The sequence below is a fragment of the Bacteroidota bacterium genome (genome assembly GCA_018266835.1).
GTDB lineage: Bacteria > Bacteroidota > Ignavibacteria > Tepidaquicellales > Tepidaquicellaceae > JAFDZO01.
On the sequence record JAFDZP010000002.1, the window covers coordinates 626,985 to 642,874 of the forward strand.

The window sequence follows — 15,890 nt, forward strand, 5'->3', positions numbered from 1 at the left end:
CTCTTGACACAAACGAAAAAAGTCCTGCTCAAATTAATGAACAGGACTTTCTTTTATAAAGAAATCTAAATTTAAATCTTATGCTGTTGCTTCTTCTGTTGTTTCAGCAGGAGCTTCAGTGTTTGTTTCTTCAGCTTTTACTTCTTCAACTTCATCATCTCCGCCTTCTTTGCCAACGTGAACTTTTACTTTAGCGATAACATCTTTCATTAATCTGATATCAACTTCATGGTCGCCCAGTGTTTTGATAGGCTCAGTTAAATGAATTTTTCTTCTGTCAAGTTCAGCAAAGCCTAACTTTGTAAGTTCGTCAGCAATCATCTGTGATGTTACTGAACCGAATACTTTGTTATCTTCACCTGTTCTTACAGTGATATTAATTTTATGCTTTTCAATTTCACCTGCAAGTGTTTTTGCATCGTTGATGAGCTTAAGCATTTTTCTGCTTTGCTGTCTTTTTGTTTCATCATAATGTTTAATATTTGATGAAGTAGCAGCAGTAGCAATTCCGTTCGGAATAAGGAAGTTTCTGGCATAACCATCTTTCACTTCCATCACCTGACCTGCATCGCCAAGTAAATCGTAATCTTTTTTAAGTATGATTTTCATATCGAAACCTTAACTATTATAAATTGAAAAAGGGTGAAGAAAAAATTTCACCCTTTTTAATATTGTTTGAATAAAATTTTAGTGCTTAAGTAAGTCTGAATCTTCAGGTGAAAGTAAAGAGTCGAATGATTCATCTGTGAAAGTTGAGATTTCTTCTCCGCCTTCAGCAGCATTTCCTTTTTTGTTAAGGAACTGAATTCTTCTTGCTTTAATTTCAACGATGGTTCTGTTTGAACCGTCTTCAGTCTTGAAAGTTCTGCTTTGTAATTCACCGTCAACCAACACAGCATTTCCTTTTTTGAGTCTGTCTCTGCAGCTCTCTGCTAATCTATTCCAAGCAACAATACCAACGTAGCACACATCTTCTTTCCACTCATCGCTCTTGTCTCTGAATCTTCTATTGCTGGCAATAGAGAAATTTACGACAGGAGTACCTGTAGTGGTTTGTCTGAAAATAGGATCTTTTGTTAAGTTTCCTGCAATTACAACGGAATTTAATTCGGGCATCTTGAAATCAGCCATAGTTTACCTCTAATTTAATTTTGATTATTAAATGATTTTTTAAAAAAAATTTTATGCGGTTTGCTCTTCTGCAACTTCAGTTCCCTGAGCTTCAGCTTCGGCTAATTTCTTAGCTTCTTCTTCTTTTGCTGATTCAAGCGCTGCCTGATGAATAGCTCTCTTTTTCAAGTAGTCAGCTTTTTCAGATAATGTTTTCTTATCTAACGTTACAGTCAGATATCTCATTATGTTGTCATCCAGCTTATAAGCTCTTTCCAACTTTGCAATTACTGTCGGGTCTGCTGCAAATTCAAAGCAAATGTAATAACCGTTCAATTTGCCTTTTATTGCATATGCAAGCTTTCTTCTGCCGATCTTATCGGTCAGTTTTATTTCCGCTTCATTTTTTTTAAGGAGGGCATCGTATTTAGCGATGATTTCCTCGATTGCTGCATCTTCAAAATTTCCGTCAACAATGATGTAGGTTTCGTAGTGTTTTTTGCTCAACTGTGCTTTTTTCTAATGGTTAAATTTTCGTAAAAATTACAAAAATACAAATATATATTTGTGTCGTTTTAAAATCAAGTTAAAAGGTTCCACACTTTTGGGTTATACTCCTAAATGAGGAACTATACTTCCCTCTCGTTCCAATGCTCCGGCGTCGGAATGATTTATGATACCGCCCCCTCAGTCACCCTCCTTGTAAAGGAGGGGGAAGCAGTTTTTCCTTCTAATGTATCTTTTTATTGTCTTTCATCATTTCCAGCAGTATTTTCATCCGTTTTTCTCTCGTTTCGGGCTTTTTTGCTGTCTGAAGCCGCCAGCCGATTGCATACAGATTTACTCTGTTGAGAGTCTTAAAAAAATCATATGCCTTTTTGTCTTTCTTCAGCTCTTTTAAGAAATCATCCGGGACTTCCATGTTCTTCGGCGAATCGTATGCATGTTCCCATCTACCTTCTTTTTTTGCCTTCTCAACTTCTTTCAATCCTTGCGGCTGCATGCGCTTTTCTTTTATCAGTCTTGCAACATGCTCTTTATTTCTTGCAGACCACATGCTTTTTGCGCGCCTTGGAGTGAATTTCTGAATCCATGACTTATCGTCATAAGTTTTTTTCAGACCGTCAATCCAGCCGAAGCAAAGCGCTTCATCAAGAGCTTCAGCGTATGTAACCGTTTTTTTATTTGAGTCTTTTTTATAGATCAGGAGCCAGATGCCCTGCGGCGAAGCATGATTTTTTAAAAGCCAATCATGCCACTTCTGAGCAGATGAAAATGATTTTATGGGAGCAGGTTTTACATTATCCATTGGAATCCGTTCAAATATTCAAATAACTCAGGCTCTAAACAACTGTGTGCGGGAAGGGGGATTTGAACCCCCACGGAGAACCTCCGCCACCCCCTCAAGATGGTGCGTCTACCAATTTCGCCATTCCCGCTTGGTGGAATATGAAAGTTAGCCATTTTATCAATCGTTTTCAATCCGAAATTATGTGCTTTCATCTTGATTATTTTACCACTAAAACACAAAAGCTCAAAATAACACCAAATCCAAATCTGTTAATTATTAATTGATAATTTTTAACTGATAAAAAGTCGGGAAAAAGTCGGAAAATAGTCGGGTTTCGAATTTGGACCTGACAGGTTTTTAATCCTGTCAGGTCTGCAAGACTCTTAGGTAAATTCAACTTCAAACCACCCCCTCAGTCCCCCCTCCTTGTAAAAGGGGGGGAAGTCGAGCGCAATAAAGTCGGATTTAGTCGGATTCTCATTTTAATTACGAGTTTCAAATTACAAATTACGAGTAATTATCACTATTTCACAACTTCTCCATTTCACTATTTGAAAAAAGTCGGGAAAAAGTCGGGTTTTATTCTGTAGCCCAAAATTACATTATACTTTCTACTTGCTGCTTTTTACTAATTAAAAAAGTCGGGAAATAGTCGGGTTTTCAAAAATCAGTATTGTAAAAACAATCTCGCCAATTTTATTTTTCAAATTTTGACGGGTTTTTGACGAATTTCTGCAAAATAAGAAAAACTTTATTTCACCTTACAAACCTTACAAACCTTACAAACCTTACAAACCTTTGACACCACTCAAATATAAATAGAATAAAATTTTATCCAAAGCTATTCTTCCCTATTAGTAGGTATAAGAAGAAATTGTGGAAATAAAACGTGGAAATTCTATATAAAAATCAAAACAAGATACGTCACAAATAGTACGAAGTGTACAAATCCCTGTAAGGCATTTGTCTCTCCTGTTTTTGTTGTTATCATGCTTACAAAAATTGAAGTGACTATTAGTGCGGATTGTGTTGTAGTAAGTCCGAGAATCATTTCCCTGTGAGTGAGCATGCACACAATTAAAATCGCAGGAATGGTAAGAGCAATTGTGGAAATAGTGGAGCCGAGAGAAATGTTTATCGTCCGCTGCATGTCGTTTTTAAGAGCTGCACGGATAGCGGTTAAACCTTCCGGAGATACAATTACGACTGCAATTATAATAGCACCAAACTCAGACGGCAGATGATTTATATCAGATAGATTATCAACTGCTATGGAAAGATAATGGGCAAGTACGGATACAAGTGTAATAGTAGAAACTAAAAGAAGGATGTGATACTTTTTACTGCGGAGCTGTTTTTTAAATTCATGCCCGGGATTTATAAGCTTGTCATCGGAAGTATATGAAAAAAAGTAACTGTGCTCTTTAGTCTGAAGCCTCAAGAAGAAAAAATATACAATAAGAAATGTTGAAACTATAAAAATAAAATAATGCTGCATGTGCTCAGGTTTGATCAGATTGGGGAAGAAAAAACCCAGGCTGAACATCATTATTATAAGTGTTACATATGAATTTGTACTTTTGAAATTATATTTCTGCTCACGGAATTTCAATCCTCCGAGGAATAAAGAAATGCCTACGAGTCCATTTACAAGAATCATCAGAGTGGAAAAAACCGTATCACGCGCAAGAGTGGGGTCAGGGTCTCCGTGGAATATCATAGCTAGAACCATGATGATTTCAACCGCTACTGCAGAGAGAGTGAGAATAAGAGTTCCGTACGGTTCACCGAACAAATGCGCCAGTGCTTCAGCATGATGCACCACTCCTATAGCAGCATAAAGAATAACTGAAATTACTAAGAGGAAAAAAATTATAGAGGCAGGTATTGAATTTAAAACACCCGCTTCAAAATCCACAAATATAAAAATCACAAGCAACGCAACTAATGCTACTACAGTGGATAACTCGTTCTTAATAAAATTCAGCAAATTATTATTGTTATTTTTATTTATTCAGGATTTATTCGTCAATTCTTAACCTACTTTCTACTCAATACCCAATACTCACTACTCATTACTCACTACTTTCTCAATCCTGCAAGCTCTTTAAAAAGCTTGGTTTCTTTTTCTGTAAGATTTTTTAACACCTGTAAATTTACTTTAACATATAAATCGCCGTGCTGATTTTCTTTTCCGTAAATCGGCATTCCCATCCCGGGTAATCTTAATGATTTTCCATTATCTGTTTCAGGAGCAATATTTACTTTAATCGTTCCTTTAAAAGTTTTCACTTCAGCTTTTCCGCCAAGCTCTGCAGTTATTATATCTACAGGCAAATCGGTGTATAAGTCAGCGCCTTTTCTTTCGTATCTTTTATCAGGCTCAACAACTATCGAGAGCAGCAAGTCACCATGCGCTCCGCCGCCGGAACCAGCATAACCTTTTCCTGTAAGTTTTAGTAAATGCCCGTCAGGCACTCCCGGTTTTATTTTTAATTTTATTGATTGACCGTCTATTGTAAATAATTTTTCAACTCCGTGATATGCTTCTTCTAACGTGATGGATAAAGATGCGCGCATATCTTCTCCGCGCATTGCAGATGTTCTCCTTCCTCTTCTGGCTCCGCCGCCTTGTGAGAATCCCCCCCCGCCAAACATTGTTTCAAAGAAGTCTGAAAAACCGCCGCCGCCAGCACCGCCGAAATCAAATCCGCCGAAGTCCTGATTGCTGTATGTCCGCTGACCTCCGCCGCCCTGATTCTGATAACGCGCCCAGTCAAAATCCTGCGCCTGACCTCCTGACTGCTGATAGTATTTCCAGTTCTCTCCAAGCTCATCGTATTTTTTTCTTTTAGCTGCGTCGCCTAATACTTCGTTCGCTTCATTTATCTCTTTGAATTTTTCTTCAGCCTGTTTATTGCCTGCGTTTTTATCGGGATGAAATTTTACAGCAAGCTTTCTGTATGCTTTTTTTATCTCGTCCTGTGTTGCAGTCTTTTCTACTCCAAGGACTTTATAATAATCTTTATACTCCATGTATTATAAAAAATCGTTTATATATTAATATATTTATAAAAATACAAAAATATTACATCTGTTTTTAAGATATAAAAATTCTCCAAAAAAATAAAAACGGCAGGCTCTCTCAACGAACCTGCCGCTTTTTATCAAAGAAGGAAAAAGAAAAACATTATTTTACAAATTTCTTATTTCACTATTTTTTATTTCAATAACATCAGCTTCTTTGTATCTCTGAACTCACCGGCTTCCAGAGTATAGAAATAAACTCCGCTCGATAAGGCCGATGCATTGAAGTCCATATTATAATTTCCTGCATTCTGAAAACTATTCTGAAGGACAGCCATTAAACGTCCGGTGATATCGTAAATGTTCAGTTTAACGAGACTGCCCTTCGGAATTGAGTAAGATATTTTTGTTGCCGGGTTAAAAGGATTAGGATAATTTTGCTTCAGTTCAAATCCCATCGGAACTGCTCCTCCGTTATTTGATATTGCTGAAACAAATGGAAGCATTAAAATATTTAATGAGTCCGACGTACCTCCATTATAAACATACTGGAATGTTCTGTTCTGATATCCTAATCTGCTTGCATGAATTTCATACGTTCCGTTAATAATATTTTTCATATCATAATCACCGTTAGAAATAGAAGATGAAAAACTCTTGAACACTCCGCCTAGCTTTGCATACACTACTGCATAATCCACAACACTTGTATCAGCAACTACGCTTCGGAAAACACCTCCGGCAATTAATCCCGTTGTTGCTCCATTGTTTATGCGGAATACATTTATATTGATATTATTTACCGAGCCGTTCGGCACAACCGTAATTGCATTTTCCCAGTCAATTGTCGATGGATAATAAGTCGGAACGAAATCAAGATTAGAATTCGGATACGCTGCTATGTAACATGTATCGGGCGGAAGATTTGCAATGTCATATTGTCCGTTCGCCTGAATAAATCCTGAGCCGAGAACAATAACTTCATTAGTTGCTCTGTTAAGCTTCAATGCCATCACTCTTCCGTTTGCAACTAATTGCTGATTATCAGTGTACTTCACTGTTCCGCTTAAGAACGTTCCTGAGTTGTCAGTATGTAATATCATTCCATTATCACCGACTGCAAAAGCAGAGCTTGGTGTCGGGAAGTATAAATCATAAATATTTGAAGATGTGCTTGATGGTATCTGGAACCAGCTTAATCCTGCATCTGTAGTTTTTATAATTCTGCCTGTAACTCCCGTTGCAAATCCAATTGCCGGGCTTAATAATCTAACGCTCGTCAGCCCTAAATTAGAGCCCGGAAAAACTTCAGACCAGGTTTCTCCCATATCAGTTGAACGTATTGTTGTTCCGAAATTTTCCGTCACTGCAATTGCAAGATTACCATTGATAGCAATTCCGCTGAAGTTTCCTGTTACAGGATTTGTTTTCTGCACCCAGTTCGTTCCGCCGTTTGTTGTCTTCATTAAAGTACCCTGTAAACCGACTGCAAATCCGGTAGCAGCATTTACAAATTCAATATCTCTGAAGTCCCATGTTGTTCCCGTCGGCTGACCAACCCATGTTGTTCCCTGGTCAGTAGTTTTTGAAATTTTCCCCTGCGCACCTGCTGCATAACCTGTATTGGCATCTATAAAATAAAACTCATGATAAAGTGAGAATAATGTTGGCTGTGTAGAAATCCAGTTTACTCCGCCGTTTGTTGTCTTCCAGATGTTATTTGATTCTCCGCCTATGAATCCTGTATTTCCGTTTATAAAAAATACACCTTCGGATTGATTTGAAGGAGCAGGATGAGTAAGATTAACCCAGTTGATTCCGCCGTTTGTAGTTTTTACTACTGTTCCGTATCCAACAGCATAACCTGTATTTGCATCAGGGAAATGAACTGAGTTAAGCATCGTTGCTGTAGCTGAGTTTTTTAATGTGTTCCAGTTAGTTCCGCCGTTTGTTGTTCTGAACATTTCTCCGTTTAATCCTGCTGCGAAACCAACATTCGCGTTACCATTTGGAAAATTTATACAATATAAATAAGTGTCGAGCATAAATAACTGTTTCAGCCATGTTGTACCAGCATCAGTTGTTTTATAAATGAAAGCTTTATCGTAACTGAAGTCATCTCCTGCAGCAAGATAGCCAGTGGTGGAATTTACAAACTGAATATTTTCTATATGCGGATAATTTGTTGAATCAATCTGGCTTGTAATCCATGAGGCACCGCCGTCAATTGTTTTTGAAACACCATTAAGATGATTCGCTGCAAATCCTGTTGTTGCATTTATAAAATACATGTCAAGTATTGCATAACCACCGGGAATTTCTGTAGATGTCCAGGTTGTGCCGCCATCAGTTGTCTTTACAACTTTTGCAAGATTACCACCTGCATAGCCTGTGTTTTCATTTATAAAATGCATTGCAAATAAAAAAACAGGTGTAGTAGTGTTTTGCGGAGTCCATGTTACTCCTGCGTCAGTTGTTTTTATCATAGTGCCGCTCTCACCGCTTGCATATCCTGTATTAGTATTTAAGAATTGCACATTATATAACCATGAAGTACCTGCCCCTGTTGAAAGCGCCTGCCAGCTGCTTCCGCCATCGATAGTTTTAATTATTACTCCGTTTTTGCCTGAAGCGTATCCGATGTTAGCATCAACAAAGTCGAGAGAATATAATAATGTTGTGATACCTGTGTTTAATGTTATCCACGATGCCCCATTGTTCGTGGTTTTGATAATAGTACCGGCGTTTCCGCAGGCAAAACCTGTATTTGCATTTACCATCTTTAAGGAAGTGAGGGTGTTTCCGTTAATAGATGGATTTTGCCATGACCAGCCCGTTTGAGCAAAAGAACTCTTCATCAATATCAGGAGGATAAGAGGAAGTAAAGATAGAGTTTTTTTCATTGTGAACATTGTTGTTTAAAATCTTTTAGTTTAAAAATTTTTTTATCGTTTCGGGGATTTGGTGAATTAATTTCTTCTATTTGCTTTTAGAAGTTTTGCCTGAAATTTCTTTTTTAAAATCTTTTATAGTAAGTGAAGTATTCCAGTATGATTCAAATACCTGCACCATGTTAAGAGCGTAATCTTTATTCTTAACAATTATATCTGCTTCATTGTGTTTCGGAATTGTCTTATCGTTTATATTCATAAAAACTGTTTCGCGGTCGAATATCGTCATATTCGGAACGCGCAGCTTACTCAGCTTTACCTGCTCTCCATACGATTCGTATGCAGAGGTAACTTTTATCAAATCTTCCATCGTGCCTGTAGTCCATGTCTCGCCTTTTTTAACTTTAAATTCAGAGTCAGTTTCATAAATGGATTTTATTACACCGCCTTTTGCAAAGAACTCTTTTGCAGTATCGTCAAGCTCATCTGATACCTGAAGTTCAAGCTTAATCATGAAAAGTATTTCATGCTTTGCCTGCTTGAAGAGCTCCATAAATTTTGATACTCTGTGCTGATTGTAACCGCGGATAAGCTCAATATTAACTATTTTGCTTTTTTCACTTTCCAGGGTTTTGTGAAGCGGTTTTAGTTTGGCGAAGGTGTCTTTAAGATTATCAATTTCTTCCTGTTTCGTCTTGATAATCTTTCGCTCAAGTTTGTCCATGATGATATCGGGGTCTATCATCTCGTATTTCAAAACAGAATTTGTCTCGATTTCGTTGCAGTATCCTTTTTCAACAAATGATTTAAGGAACGCATAAACTTCAGTTCTTCTTACTCCGGCTTCATCTGCAACTTCAGATGCGCTCATAAGATTCCCCTTTAGCAGTGCAATAAAAACCTTTGATTCATACTCTGTAAATCCCAGCTTTTTGAGCTGCTGAATTATTTCATTCATTTTGTAAAAATTTTGTATTAGGTATCACCTACTACGAAATTATCAAGTTTGAATATTAAAGTCAAGTCGATTTTTTAAAAAAATTAACTTTTATAGATTAACTGCAATTATAACCGGGTTTTCACATAATTTCTTCATTATTTGTAAATCAGACGTATCAGCTTTTATTTGCAATTAAAATTCATTCTCCTTACCTTGCAGATATTTCAAATTATTTTGGGGGAAATATCATGGCACAAAACAATTCTACAGCCAACAGGCGTCAATTTTTAGGAACACTGGCTGCATCAGCAGCAGCGCTTGGAGTGGCTTCAATTTCAAATCCACTAAATGCACTCGCAAACTCTTCAAGTAGATCAGGATTACAGGATGTTGATGCGTGGCTCGATAAAATAAAGGGTTCGCATAAACAGGTTTTTGATGCGCCTGAACCCCGCAACGGACTGCCGTTTGCATGGGCGAAAGTTTTTATGATGACAAACAATCAGACAGGAACTCCCGATAGCGATTTAACCGCCGTCGTTGTTTTACGTCATGACGCTATTCCGCTTGCAATGGAAGATAAGCTCTGGACTAAATATAATTTCGGAGAATTTTTTGATGTAAAAGATTTCGAAGGAAAAAATATACTGACAAGAAACATGTTCTGGAAACCAAAAGAGGGAGAACTTCCTCTTCCCGGAATGTCTATAGATGAGCTTCAGAAAAGCGGAGCATTATTTTGTGTATGTGATATGGCTTTGACGGTGAACAGTATGAGGATAGGAGGAAAAATGAATATGAATCCCGAAGATATAAAAAAGGAATGGGTTGCAGGACTTCTGCCCGATATTCAGGTAGTTCCTTCAGGTGTATGGGCAGTGAACAGAGCGCAGGAGCGCGGATGTTCATACTGCTTTGCAGGATAAATGACTTTTTCATCCGGCAGTAAATCTGAAATGAGAACTGCCGGAAATTTTTAATTTTAATAAAACCTTCTCTTCTTACACCACTGAATTTTAAAAAAATCCATCTCATTTTTTAAATAAAAAATCATCGCACAACCCCTGATATCTTTATTTGCAATTAAGCGTGAATCTTATTAATTTCCCAAAATTTAAAAAACAACTTATGAAAAATATATTTTATTACACATTATTTTTATTTGTTTTCAGTTCAGGGATTTTTGCGCAGATGCAGCCAATCAATATGCCTGAAGTTTATGATAACTCCATATCACTGCCGGGAAGCGCAGAGCAAGGATTTAATATGTTCACTGATAATACATTCACGACTTTAAAATCCCCTTATCAGGAAAAAATTACTTTTGTAAAAGATTACGAGAAAAAAATAGATGATTATATGAAACAGACTACTGAAGAAGGCAGAGGTTTGGTAGCAAGTAATGATCCGCTTATGAGAGATACGAGTCAGGAATATCTGAACAGACAGATTGTAAATCTCAATCTGGAAATGCTTGATATAGTAACAAAAGAGCTTAATGATATAGGGTTGGCGCAAATTGAATTCAACGAACAAATAGCACCTCTAACCGACAATAAAGAAAAACTAAAACGACTTAATACATACATATCCGGAAAGTATGCAGATATAACTAATAAATACGCCGGTTTACTAAGAGAAAAACTTGTTCAGATATACGCATTGTATCAGGAGATAAATTTTGGGTCTGGAATCAGAAATCCGCTTACAAGATTAACAACAATATCTTCCCTGTTTGCTACGGTTGATGTATATGTGAACCGCAGAAACGAAGCCGCGCGACTTACTGCAGAGCGTCTTGCGAAAGATTATATTGCTTATAAAAACTGAAAACAGGGGGTTTTTAAGCTTTTTAGTAAATTTATAAAAGGCATATAATTTGCATATTATTTAAACGGGCATGGTATATATAATTATTTCTAAAAGACAAATTAACCATTTTTTATTTAGTGAATGTAAAAGATACACAGGAAAGCATTGTAAAAGCCCCCATCCGCTCAACTTCTTCGGGATTTTATGATCATGTCGAATTTCAGAAACAAGCCAATGAACAGATTGAAGCGCTTAAAAAAAGCGAGGCAAAGTTCAGAGGCATTGTAGAGCTTGCCAAAGAAGGTATAATCGAACTCGATTTTATCTGCAATATTCTTTACTGCAATTCAAGCTTCTGTTCAATGACTCAGTACACTGAAAGTGAATTGTGCAGAAAAAATCTCAATGATATTATAATTCTTGATGACGGTGAAAAATTCAAAGAATATTTTCTAAAATACAAAACAACCGACCCCAAAAAATCCGATATAAAATTAAGGACGAAGTCCGGAACACTGATATGGGTCTCTTATGATGTCAGCATAATTAGAGATGATTCAAATGAAATAAAGGGAGCCTATGTAATCTTCACTGACATCTCTCAGAGGAAGGAAAACGAATTTGAATTAATCCGCACTAAAGAATTTTACGAAAACATTCTCAACAGCATTCCTTCCGATATAGTAGCTTTCGATAAAGACCAGAATTATAAATTTATAAATCCTGTAGCCGTAAAAAATGCAGAGACGAGGAACTGGCTCATAGATAAAAATGATTATGACTACGCCAGATATAAAAACATGAGCACAAAAAATGCTGATGCCCGAAGAAAACTATTCAATGATGTAGTAAGCGGTAAAAAAGAACTGGCATTCGAGGAAAACCTGAGCAAACCGGGAAAAGATGAATGGGTATTAAGAAGAATGACTCCGATATTCGATGAAGAGGGGAATTTAAAAATGGTTATCGGCTACGGACTGGATATAACGAATATAAAGAAAGCCCAGATGCAGCTGCTGCAGAATGAAGTTCTGCTGAAAGGTGTAAATGATACTTCTCACATAATGCTTTCACAGGAGAATTATGAAAACGCAATTGATAACGTGCTGAAAGTATTAATGGAAGCAACCGGCGCAGACAGAATAAACATTTGGGAGAACGGTGTAACAGACTACGGCTGGATATGCATGAGTCAGAGATATTCAAGATTTAAAGATGTTGAAGATATGATAGTGAATGACCCGGAGCTCCAGAATTTAGCTTATCAAAAAGTCGGTTTTGAAAGATGGTATGAAGAACTCTGTGAAGGAAGAGTCTTGAAAGGATGTATTAATAATTTCCCTGAGAATGAAAGAGCGGTGCTTGAACAATTTAAAATTAAATCAACGCTGATTGTTCCGATATTTTCCGAAAATCAGTTATGGGGAATGATTGGATTCGATGACTGCACAAACGGACGCGAGTGGACTAAGTACGAAGAAAATATTTTAAGCAACGTTGCAATTTCTATTGGCAGTTACATAACTAAAAAAAGAATTGAGCAGGATTTAATAGAAGCAAAACAAAACGCCGAAGATGCGACTTTAGCAAAGAGCAGATTCCTTTCAACGATGAGCCATGAAATAAGAACACCTATGAATGCAGTAATAGGATATACTTATCTTCTGATGCAGGAAAATCCGAAGCAGTATCAGCTGGATTATCTTAAGCCTCTGCAGTTCTCAGCTAACCATCTGCTTGCATTGATTAACGATATTCTTGACTTCTCAAAAATTGAAGCAGGAAAAATTGAGTTTGAATTTATTGAGTTTGATCTGCGCGAGACGATTGACGGTATAATGAAAATTTTCGCATTGAAGGCAGCAGAGAAAAAAATAAATCTTGATTTGATTTTACCGAATAATCTACCGGATATAATAATCGGAGACATTGTTCGTGTAAATCAGATACTCACAAATCTTGTAAGCAATGCTGTGAAATTTACTGAGCAGGGAGGAGTAACCATTGAACTTGAGAACAGAAATGAAACGAAGGATAAAATTGAGATTTTATTCAAAGTAAAAGATACAGGTATCGGAATACCCGAAGATAAACTCAATCATATTTTTGACAGCTTTACTCAGGCAAATTCTTCTACAACGAGAAAATACGGCGGAACAGGTTTAGGATTAGCCATATCAAAAAAATTAATAGAACTCTTAGGAGGAGATATTGAAGTAAAAAGTGTTTCAGGTGAAGGAACTACATTCAGTTTTAAAATAGAGTTCGGAAAAAGCAAGAGCCTTAAGATTAAAAAATATTACGGAGACAGTAAAGATGAGATATTTGAATCGATGAAGGGAGTAAAGATTTTAATTGTAGAAGATAATCCGGTGAATGCAGTCCTTGCGGAAAAATTCTTAAAGAAATGGAATATTGAAACTGAAACTGCAGAGAACGGAATGGTTGCAGTGGAAAGAGTTCAGGAGAAAGAATTTGATTTAATACTACTGGACCTGCAGATGCCGGAAATGAACGGTTATGAAGCAGCGTTGACTATTAGAAGTCTCAATGGAAGTTATTATAAGAATGTTCCTATTGTAGCTCTATCCGCTGAAGTGACTGCTGAAGTAAAAAAGGAAGTTCATTTGTACGGAATGAACGATTCATTAACAAAACCGTTCAATCCGTCGGAGTTGTATCATTCAATAAAAAACCTGTTAAAAAAATTTTAAATTACGTATTTTAGAACTAAACCAATTATCCCCATATGAGCGGTGCATTTTACGTAATAATGACATTGGCCGTTGCAATCATCGGCATAATAGGATTTGTCATTGTTCAGTCCAATCACAAAAAACAGCAAAAATTTTTGTTCGACCAGATAAAGGTCCGTCTTCTTGAAGTAAGAACACGGGAAGAATTTGAAGACCTGTATTTTCAGATGGTGAACAAAGAAATAAAAGAGCTTACCAAAGAACAGCACGATGAACTTTATGAAATAAAAAAAGTTCTCGATAAAAATTTAATTTAATTTATCCTTTAAACCACTTCCTGAAATCAGAAGCATTTTCTTTGCTGACTATTACTTCATCCTTCGCAGGATTGATGGTTAAAACTATTTTGCCCGAATCGGATTTAAATTTCTCAATGAAATTCCGGTTAACAATATATTGACGGTTTGCTCTGAAAAATAATTCGGGATTTAAGTCCGGTATTATTTCTGATAAATTATTATCAACAATATATTTATTGTTCATTGAATCACGGATGAAAGTAATTTTGAATTCAGTATAAAAACATGAAACAGATTCAGTTTTAAGAGCTATGTAGTCAGTTCCTTTTTTTACTATAAATCTTTTTTTATATTCTTTTTCCTCTTTTGATTGATTGAATGAGTTAATTCTTCTCTGAAGAAAAACATATTCCATATCCTTAACCTTTTGCAGCGCTTTTTTAAGTCTTTCCTTTGTATAAGGTTTTAGCAAGTAATCTATAGAGTTATATTCAAAGGATTTCAGAACGTAGTCATCATAAGCAGTTGTAAATATTACGGGAAAGTCAGGCTGAATTATTTTAAATAATTCAAACGAACTTTCATCGGAGAGCTGTACATCCACAAAAGCAAGTTCAGGTGATTTGTTTTCAGCAAACCATCTGACACTTTCCTTTACGCTTTTTAATTTTGCTAAAATTTTAATATCAGAATTTATTTCCAGCAGCATGCTTTCAAGTTTATCCGCTGCAGGAGATTCATCTTCAATTATAATTGTTTTCATTAATAATTTAATTTTAACATAGGGAGAAGAAGGACAAAGTTTCCGTTATCTGAATTATAATTTATCTCTCTTCCGGTAATAATCTTATATCTCTCTGCAAGATTTTTTAGACCGATTTTCGAAGACTCTCTCACCGATTTTTTCATAATAATTTTATTGGAAATTACCAGGTTGTCATTATTTAATTCAATATCAAGTTGAAGAGGATTTTCCTCCGATACTTCATTATGCTTAACTGCATTTTCTACAGCTATCATAATAGATACAGGAGGAATAAGATATTGAGAGTAATCACTTTCAGTAAGTTTTATTCCAAGATTAAGATTCGCAGAATATCTTAAGCTCAGCAAAGAAAAATATCTGTTCAGGAATAGTATTTCATCTTCAAGGAGAACAAGTTTGTTATCTTTATTTCTCAGTATGTATCTGTAAACATCGGCAAGATTTTCAACATACTGCTTGGCAATAGGCGGAGATACATCAATAAGATGCGTTAAGTTGTTCAAAGAATTGAACATAAAATGCGGGTCAATCTGGTTCTTCAATGCCTCTAGTTCAGCCTGTATCTTTGAACGCTCAAGCTGCTCTTCTTTAAGCATGCCTGTCTCACGCGCTTTAATGAGAAAAAATGTTTCGTAAATATGAGTAATAAAAAAAACACAAATAACACATATAAGAATATTAAAATGTATTTTTTGCCATACTATACTTTCCCCCAGTATTAATGCATACCAGACTGAAATAAATAAAATTAAAACTGCAGATGTATATATAATATTCGATGTAACCAGATAAAACACTTTTTTAAAAGGATTGTTCAGCCAGTCAACTTTATCCTGTAGGAATATTAATATCCATCTGTTACCAAACCATATAAAAAAAGCCGAGGCAATAAAATACAGGTAAGAGAAAATCAAAAATGAAATATCAGAAGTTGAGTTTTGTATAAGCCCGGTTGCATTTGGTATAACAGCTCCAAAAAATATGGAACCAACAGACATAATAAATCCGTCTTTTATAATAATTTTTTCTGAAAATTTTCCGGTCATGAACAAAGATAA

14 protein-coding genes and 1 tRNA gene are annotated in these 15,890 nt (G+C 36.0%); 4 read left to right on the forward strand and 11 right to left on the reverse strand.

All coding sequences use genetic code 11. The features are described from left to right. Positions 1-78: 78 nt before the first annotated feature. The 9 genes from JST55_04555 to JST55_04595 form a co-directional block, all read right to left on the reverse strand. Positions 79-609 carry a 50S ribosomal protein L9 gene (locus JST55_04555; GenBank protein ID MBS1492752.1) on the reverse strand — a complete coding sequence of 177 codons (531 nt, stop codon included), beginning with the start codon at positions 607-609 and terminating at the stop codon, positions 79-81. Positions 610-687: 78 nt separating this feature from the next. Continuing rightward, positions 688-1,131 carry a single-stranded DNA-binding protein gene (gene ssb / locus JST55_04560; protein ID MBS1492753.1) on the reverse strand — a complete coding sequence of 148 codons (444 nt, stop codon included), beginning with the start codon at positions 1,129-1,131 and terminating at the stop codon, positions 688-690. A 51-nt stretch (positions 1,132-1,182) separates the two neighbouring features. Next, positions 1,183-1,617, reverse strand: a complete 435-nt coding sequence (gene rpsF, locus JST55_04565; protein MBS1492754.1) for a 30S ribosomal protein S6 — start codon at positions 1,615-1,617, stop codon at positions 1,183-1,185. 223 nt (positions 1,618-1,840) lie between these two features. Next, positions 1,841-2,419, reverse strand: coding sequence for a YdeI/OmpD-associated family protein (locus JST55_04570; GenBank protein ID MBS1492755.1), 579 nt, complete (start codon positions 2,417-2,419; stop codon positions 1,841-1,843). A gap of 47 nt (positions 2,420-2,466) precedes the next feature. Continuing rightward, a tRNA-Leu gene (locus tag JST55_04575) sits at positions 2,467-2,549 on the reverse strand. A gap of 750 nt (positions 2,550-3,299) precedes the next feature. Beyond that, positions 3,300-4,391 carry a calcium:proton antiporter gene (locus JST55_04580; protein ID MBS1492756.1) on the reverse strand — a complete coding sequence of 364 codons (1,092 nt, stop codon included), beginning with the start codon at positions 4,389-4,391 and terminating at the stop codon, positions 3,300-3,302. A gap of 92 nt (positions 4,392-4,483) precedes the next feature. Continuing rightward, positions 4,484-5,437 carry a J domain-containing protein gene (locus JST55_04585; GenBank protein ID MBS1492757.1) on the reverse strand — a complete coding sequence of 318 codons (954 nt, stop codon included), beginning with the start codon at positions 5,435-5,437 and terminating at the stop codon, positions 4,484-4,486. Positions 5,438-5,622: 185 nt separating this feature from the next. Beyond that, on the reverse strand, positions 5,623-8,331 hold the full coding sequence (locus JST55_04590) for a T9SS type A sorting domain-containing protein (protein ID MBS1492758.1): 2,709 nt from the start codon (positions 8,329-8,331) through the stop codon (positions 5,623-5,625). 76 nt (positions 8,332-8,407) lie between these two features. Then, positions 8,408-9,277: a TrmB family transcriptional regulator gene (locus tag JST55_04595; GenBank protein ID MBS1492759.1), complete on the reverse strand. Its 870-nt coding sequence runs from the start codon at positions 9,275-9,277 to the stop codon at positions 8,408-8,410. Between the two features lie 230 nt (positions 9,278-9,507). Between JST55_04595 and JST55_04600 the strand changes: the two genes are divergently transcribed. The 4 genes from JST55_04600 (at position 9,508) to JST55_04615 (ending at position 14,084) form a co-directional block, all read left to right on the forward strand. Then, complete coding sequence (locus tag JST55_04600; protein MBS1492760.1) at positions 9,508-10,185, forward strand: twin-arginine translocation signal domain-containing protein; 678 nt, start codon at positions 9,508-9,510, stop codon at positions 10,183-10,185. A 202-nt stretch (positions 10,186-10,387) separates the two neighbouring features. After that, positions 10,388-11,089: a hypothetical protein gene (locus JST55_04605; GenBank protein MBS1492761.1), complete on the forward strand. Its 702-nt coding sequence runs from the start codon at positions 10,388-10,390 to the stop codon at positions 11,087-11,089. 119 nt (positions 11,090-11,208) lie between these two features. After that, the gene (locus tag JST55_04610) at positions 11,209-13,785 is read left to right on the forward strand and encodes a PAS domain S-box protein (GenBank protein MBS1492762.1); all 2,577 of its coding nucleotides are present in this window, start codon (positions 11,209-11,211) and stop codon (positions 13,783-13,785) included. A gap of 35 nt (positions 13,786-13,820) precedes the next feature. After that, the gene (locus JST55_04615) at positions 13,821-14,084 is read left to right on the forward strand and encodes a hypothetical protein (GenBank protein ID MBS1492763.1); all 264 of its coding nucleotides are present in this window, start codon (positions 13,821-13,823) and stop codon (positions 14,082-14,084) included. Position 14,085: 1 nt separating this feature from the next. On the opposite strand, the gene JST55_04620 is transcribed toward JST55_04615, so the two are convergent. Next, positions 14,086-14,829, reverse strand: a complete 744-nt coding sequence (locus tag JST55_04620; protein MBS1492764.1) for a response regulator transcription factor — start codon at positions 14,827-14,829, stop codon at positions 14,086-14,088. Further along, a complete protein-coding gene (locus JST55_04625) occupies positions 14,829-15,878 on the reverse strand; it encodes a sensor histidine kinase (protein ID MBS1492765.1) in 1,050 nt (349 codons plus the stop codon). Before JST55_04625 ends, JST55_04620 begins: the two co-directional genes overlap by 1 nt. Between the last annotated feature and the right edge of the window lie 12 nt (positions 15,879-15,890).

Coding starts and splice junctions, on each gene's coding strand:
- JST55_04555 (MBS1492752.1), bottom strand. CDS start 609: ATGAAAATCATACTTAAAAAAGATTACGATTTACTTGGCGATGCAGGT.
- ssb (MBS1492753.1), bottom strand. CDS start 1,131: ATGGCTGATTTCAAGATGCCCGAATTAAATTCCGTTGTAATTGCAGGA.
- JST55_04570 (MBS1492755.1), bottom strand. CDS start 2,419: ATGGATAATGTAAAACCTGCTCCCATAAAATCATTTTCATCTGCTCAG.
- JST55_04585 (MBS1492757.1), bottom strand. CDS start 5,437: ATGGAGTATAAAGATTATTATAAAGTCCTTGGAGTAGAAAAGACTGCA.
- JST55_04590 (MBS1492758.1), bottom strand. CDS start 8,331: ATGAAAAAAACTCTATCTTTACTTCCTCTTATCCTCCTGATATTGATG.
- JST55_04595 (MBS1492759.1), bottom strand. CDS start 9,277: ATGAATGAAATAATTCAGCAGCTCAAAAAGCTGGGATTTACAGAGTAT.
- JST55_04600 (MBS1492760.1), top strand. CDS start 9,508: ATGGCACAAAACAATTCTACAGCCAACAGGCGTCAATTTTTAGGAACA.
- JST55_04605 (MBS1492761.1), top strand. CDS start 10,388: ATGAAAAATATATTTTATTACACATTATTTTTATTTGTTTTCAGTTCA.
- JST55_04615 (MBS1492763.1), top strand. CDS start 13,821: ATGAGCGGTGCATTTTACGTAATAATGACATTGGCCGTTGCAATCATC.
- JST55_04620 (MBS1492764.1), bottom strand. CDS start 14,829: ATGAAAACAATTATAATTGAAGATGAATCTCCTGCAGCGGATAAACTT.
- JST55_04625 (MBS1492765.1), bottom strand. CDS start 15,878: ATGACCGGAAAATTTTCAGAAAAAATTATTATAAAAGACGGATTTATT.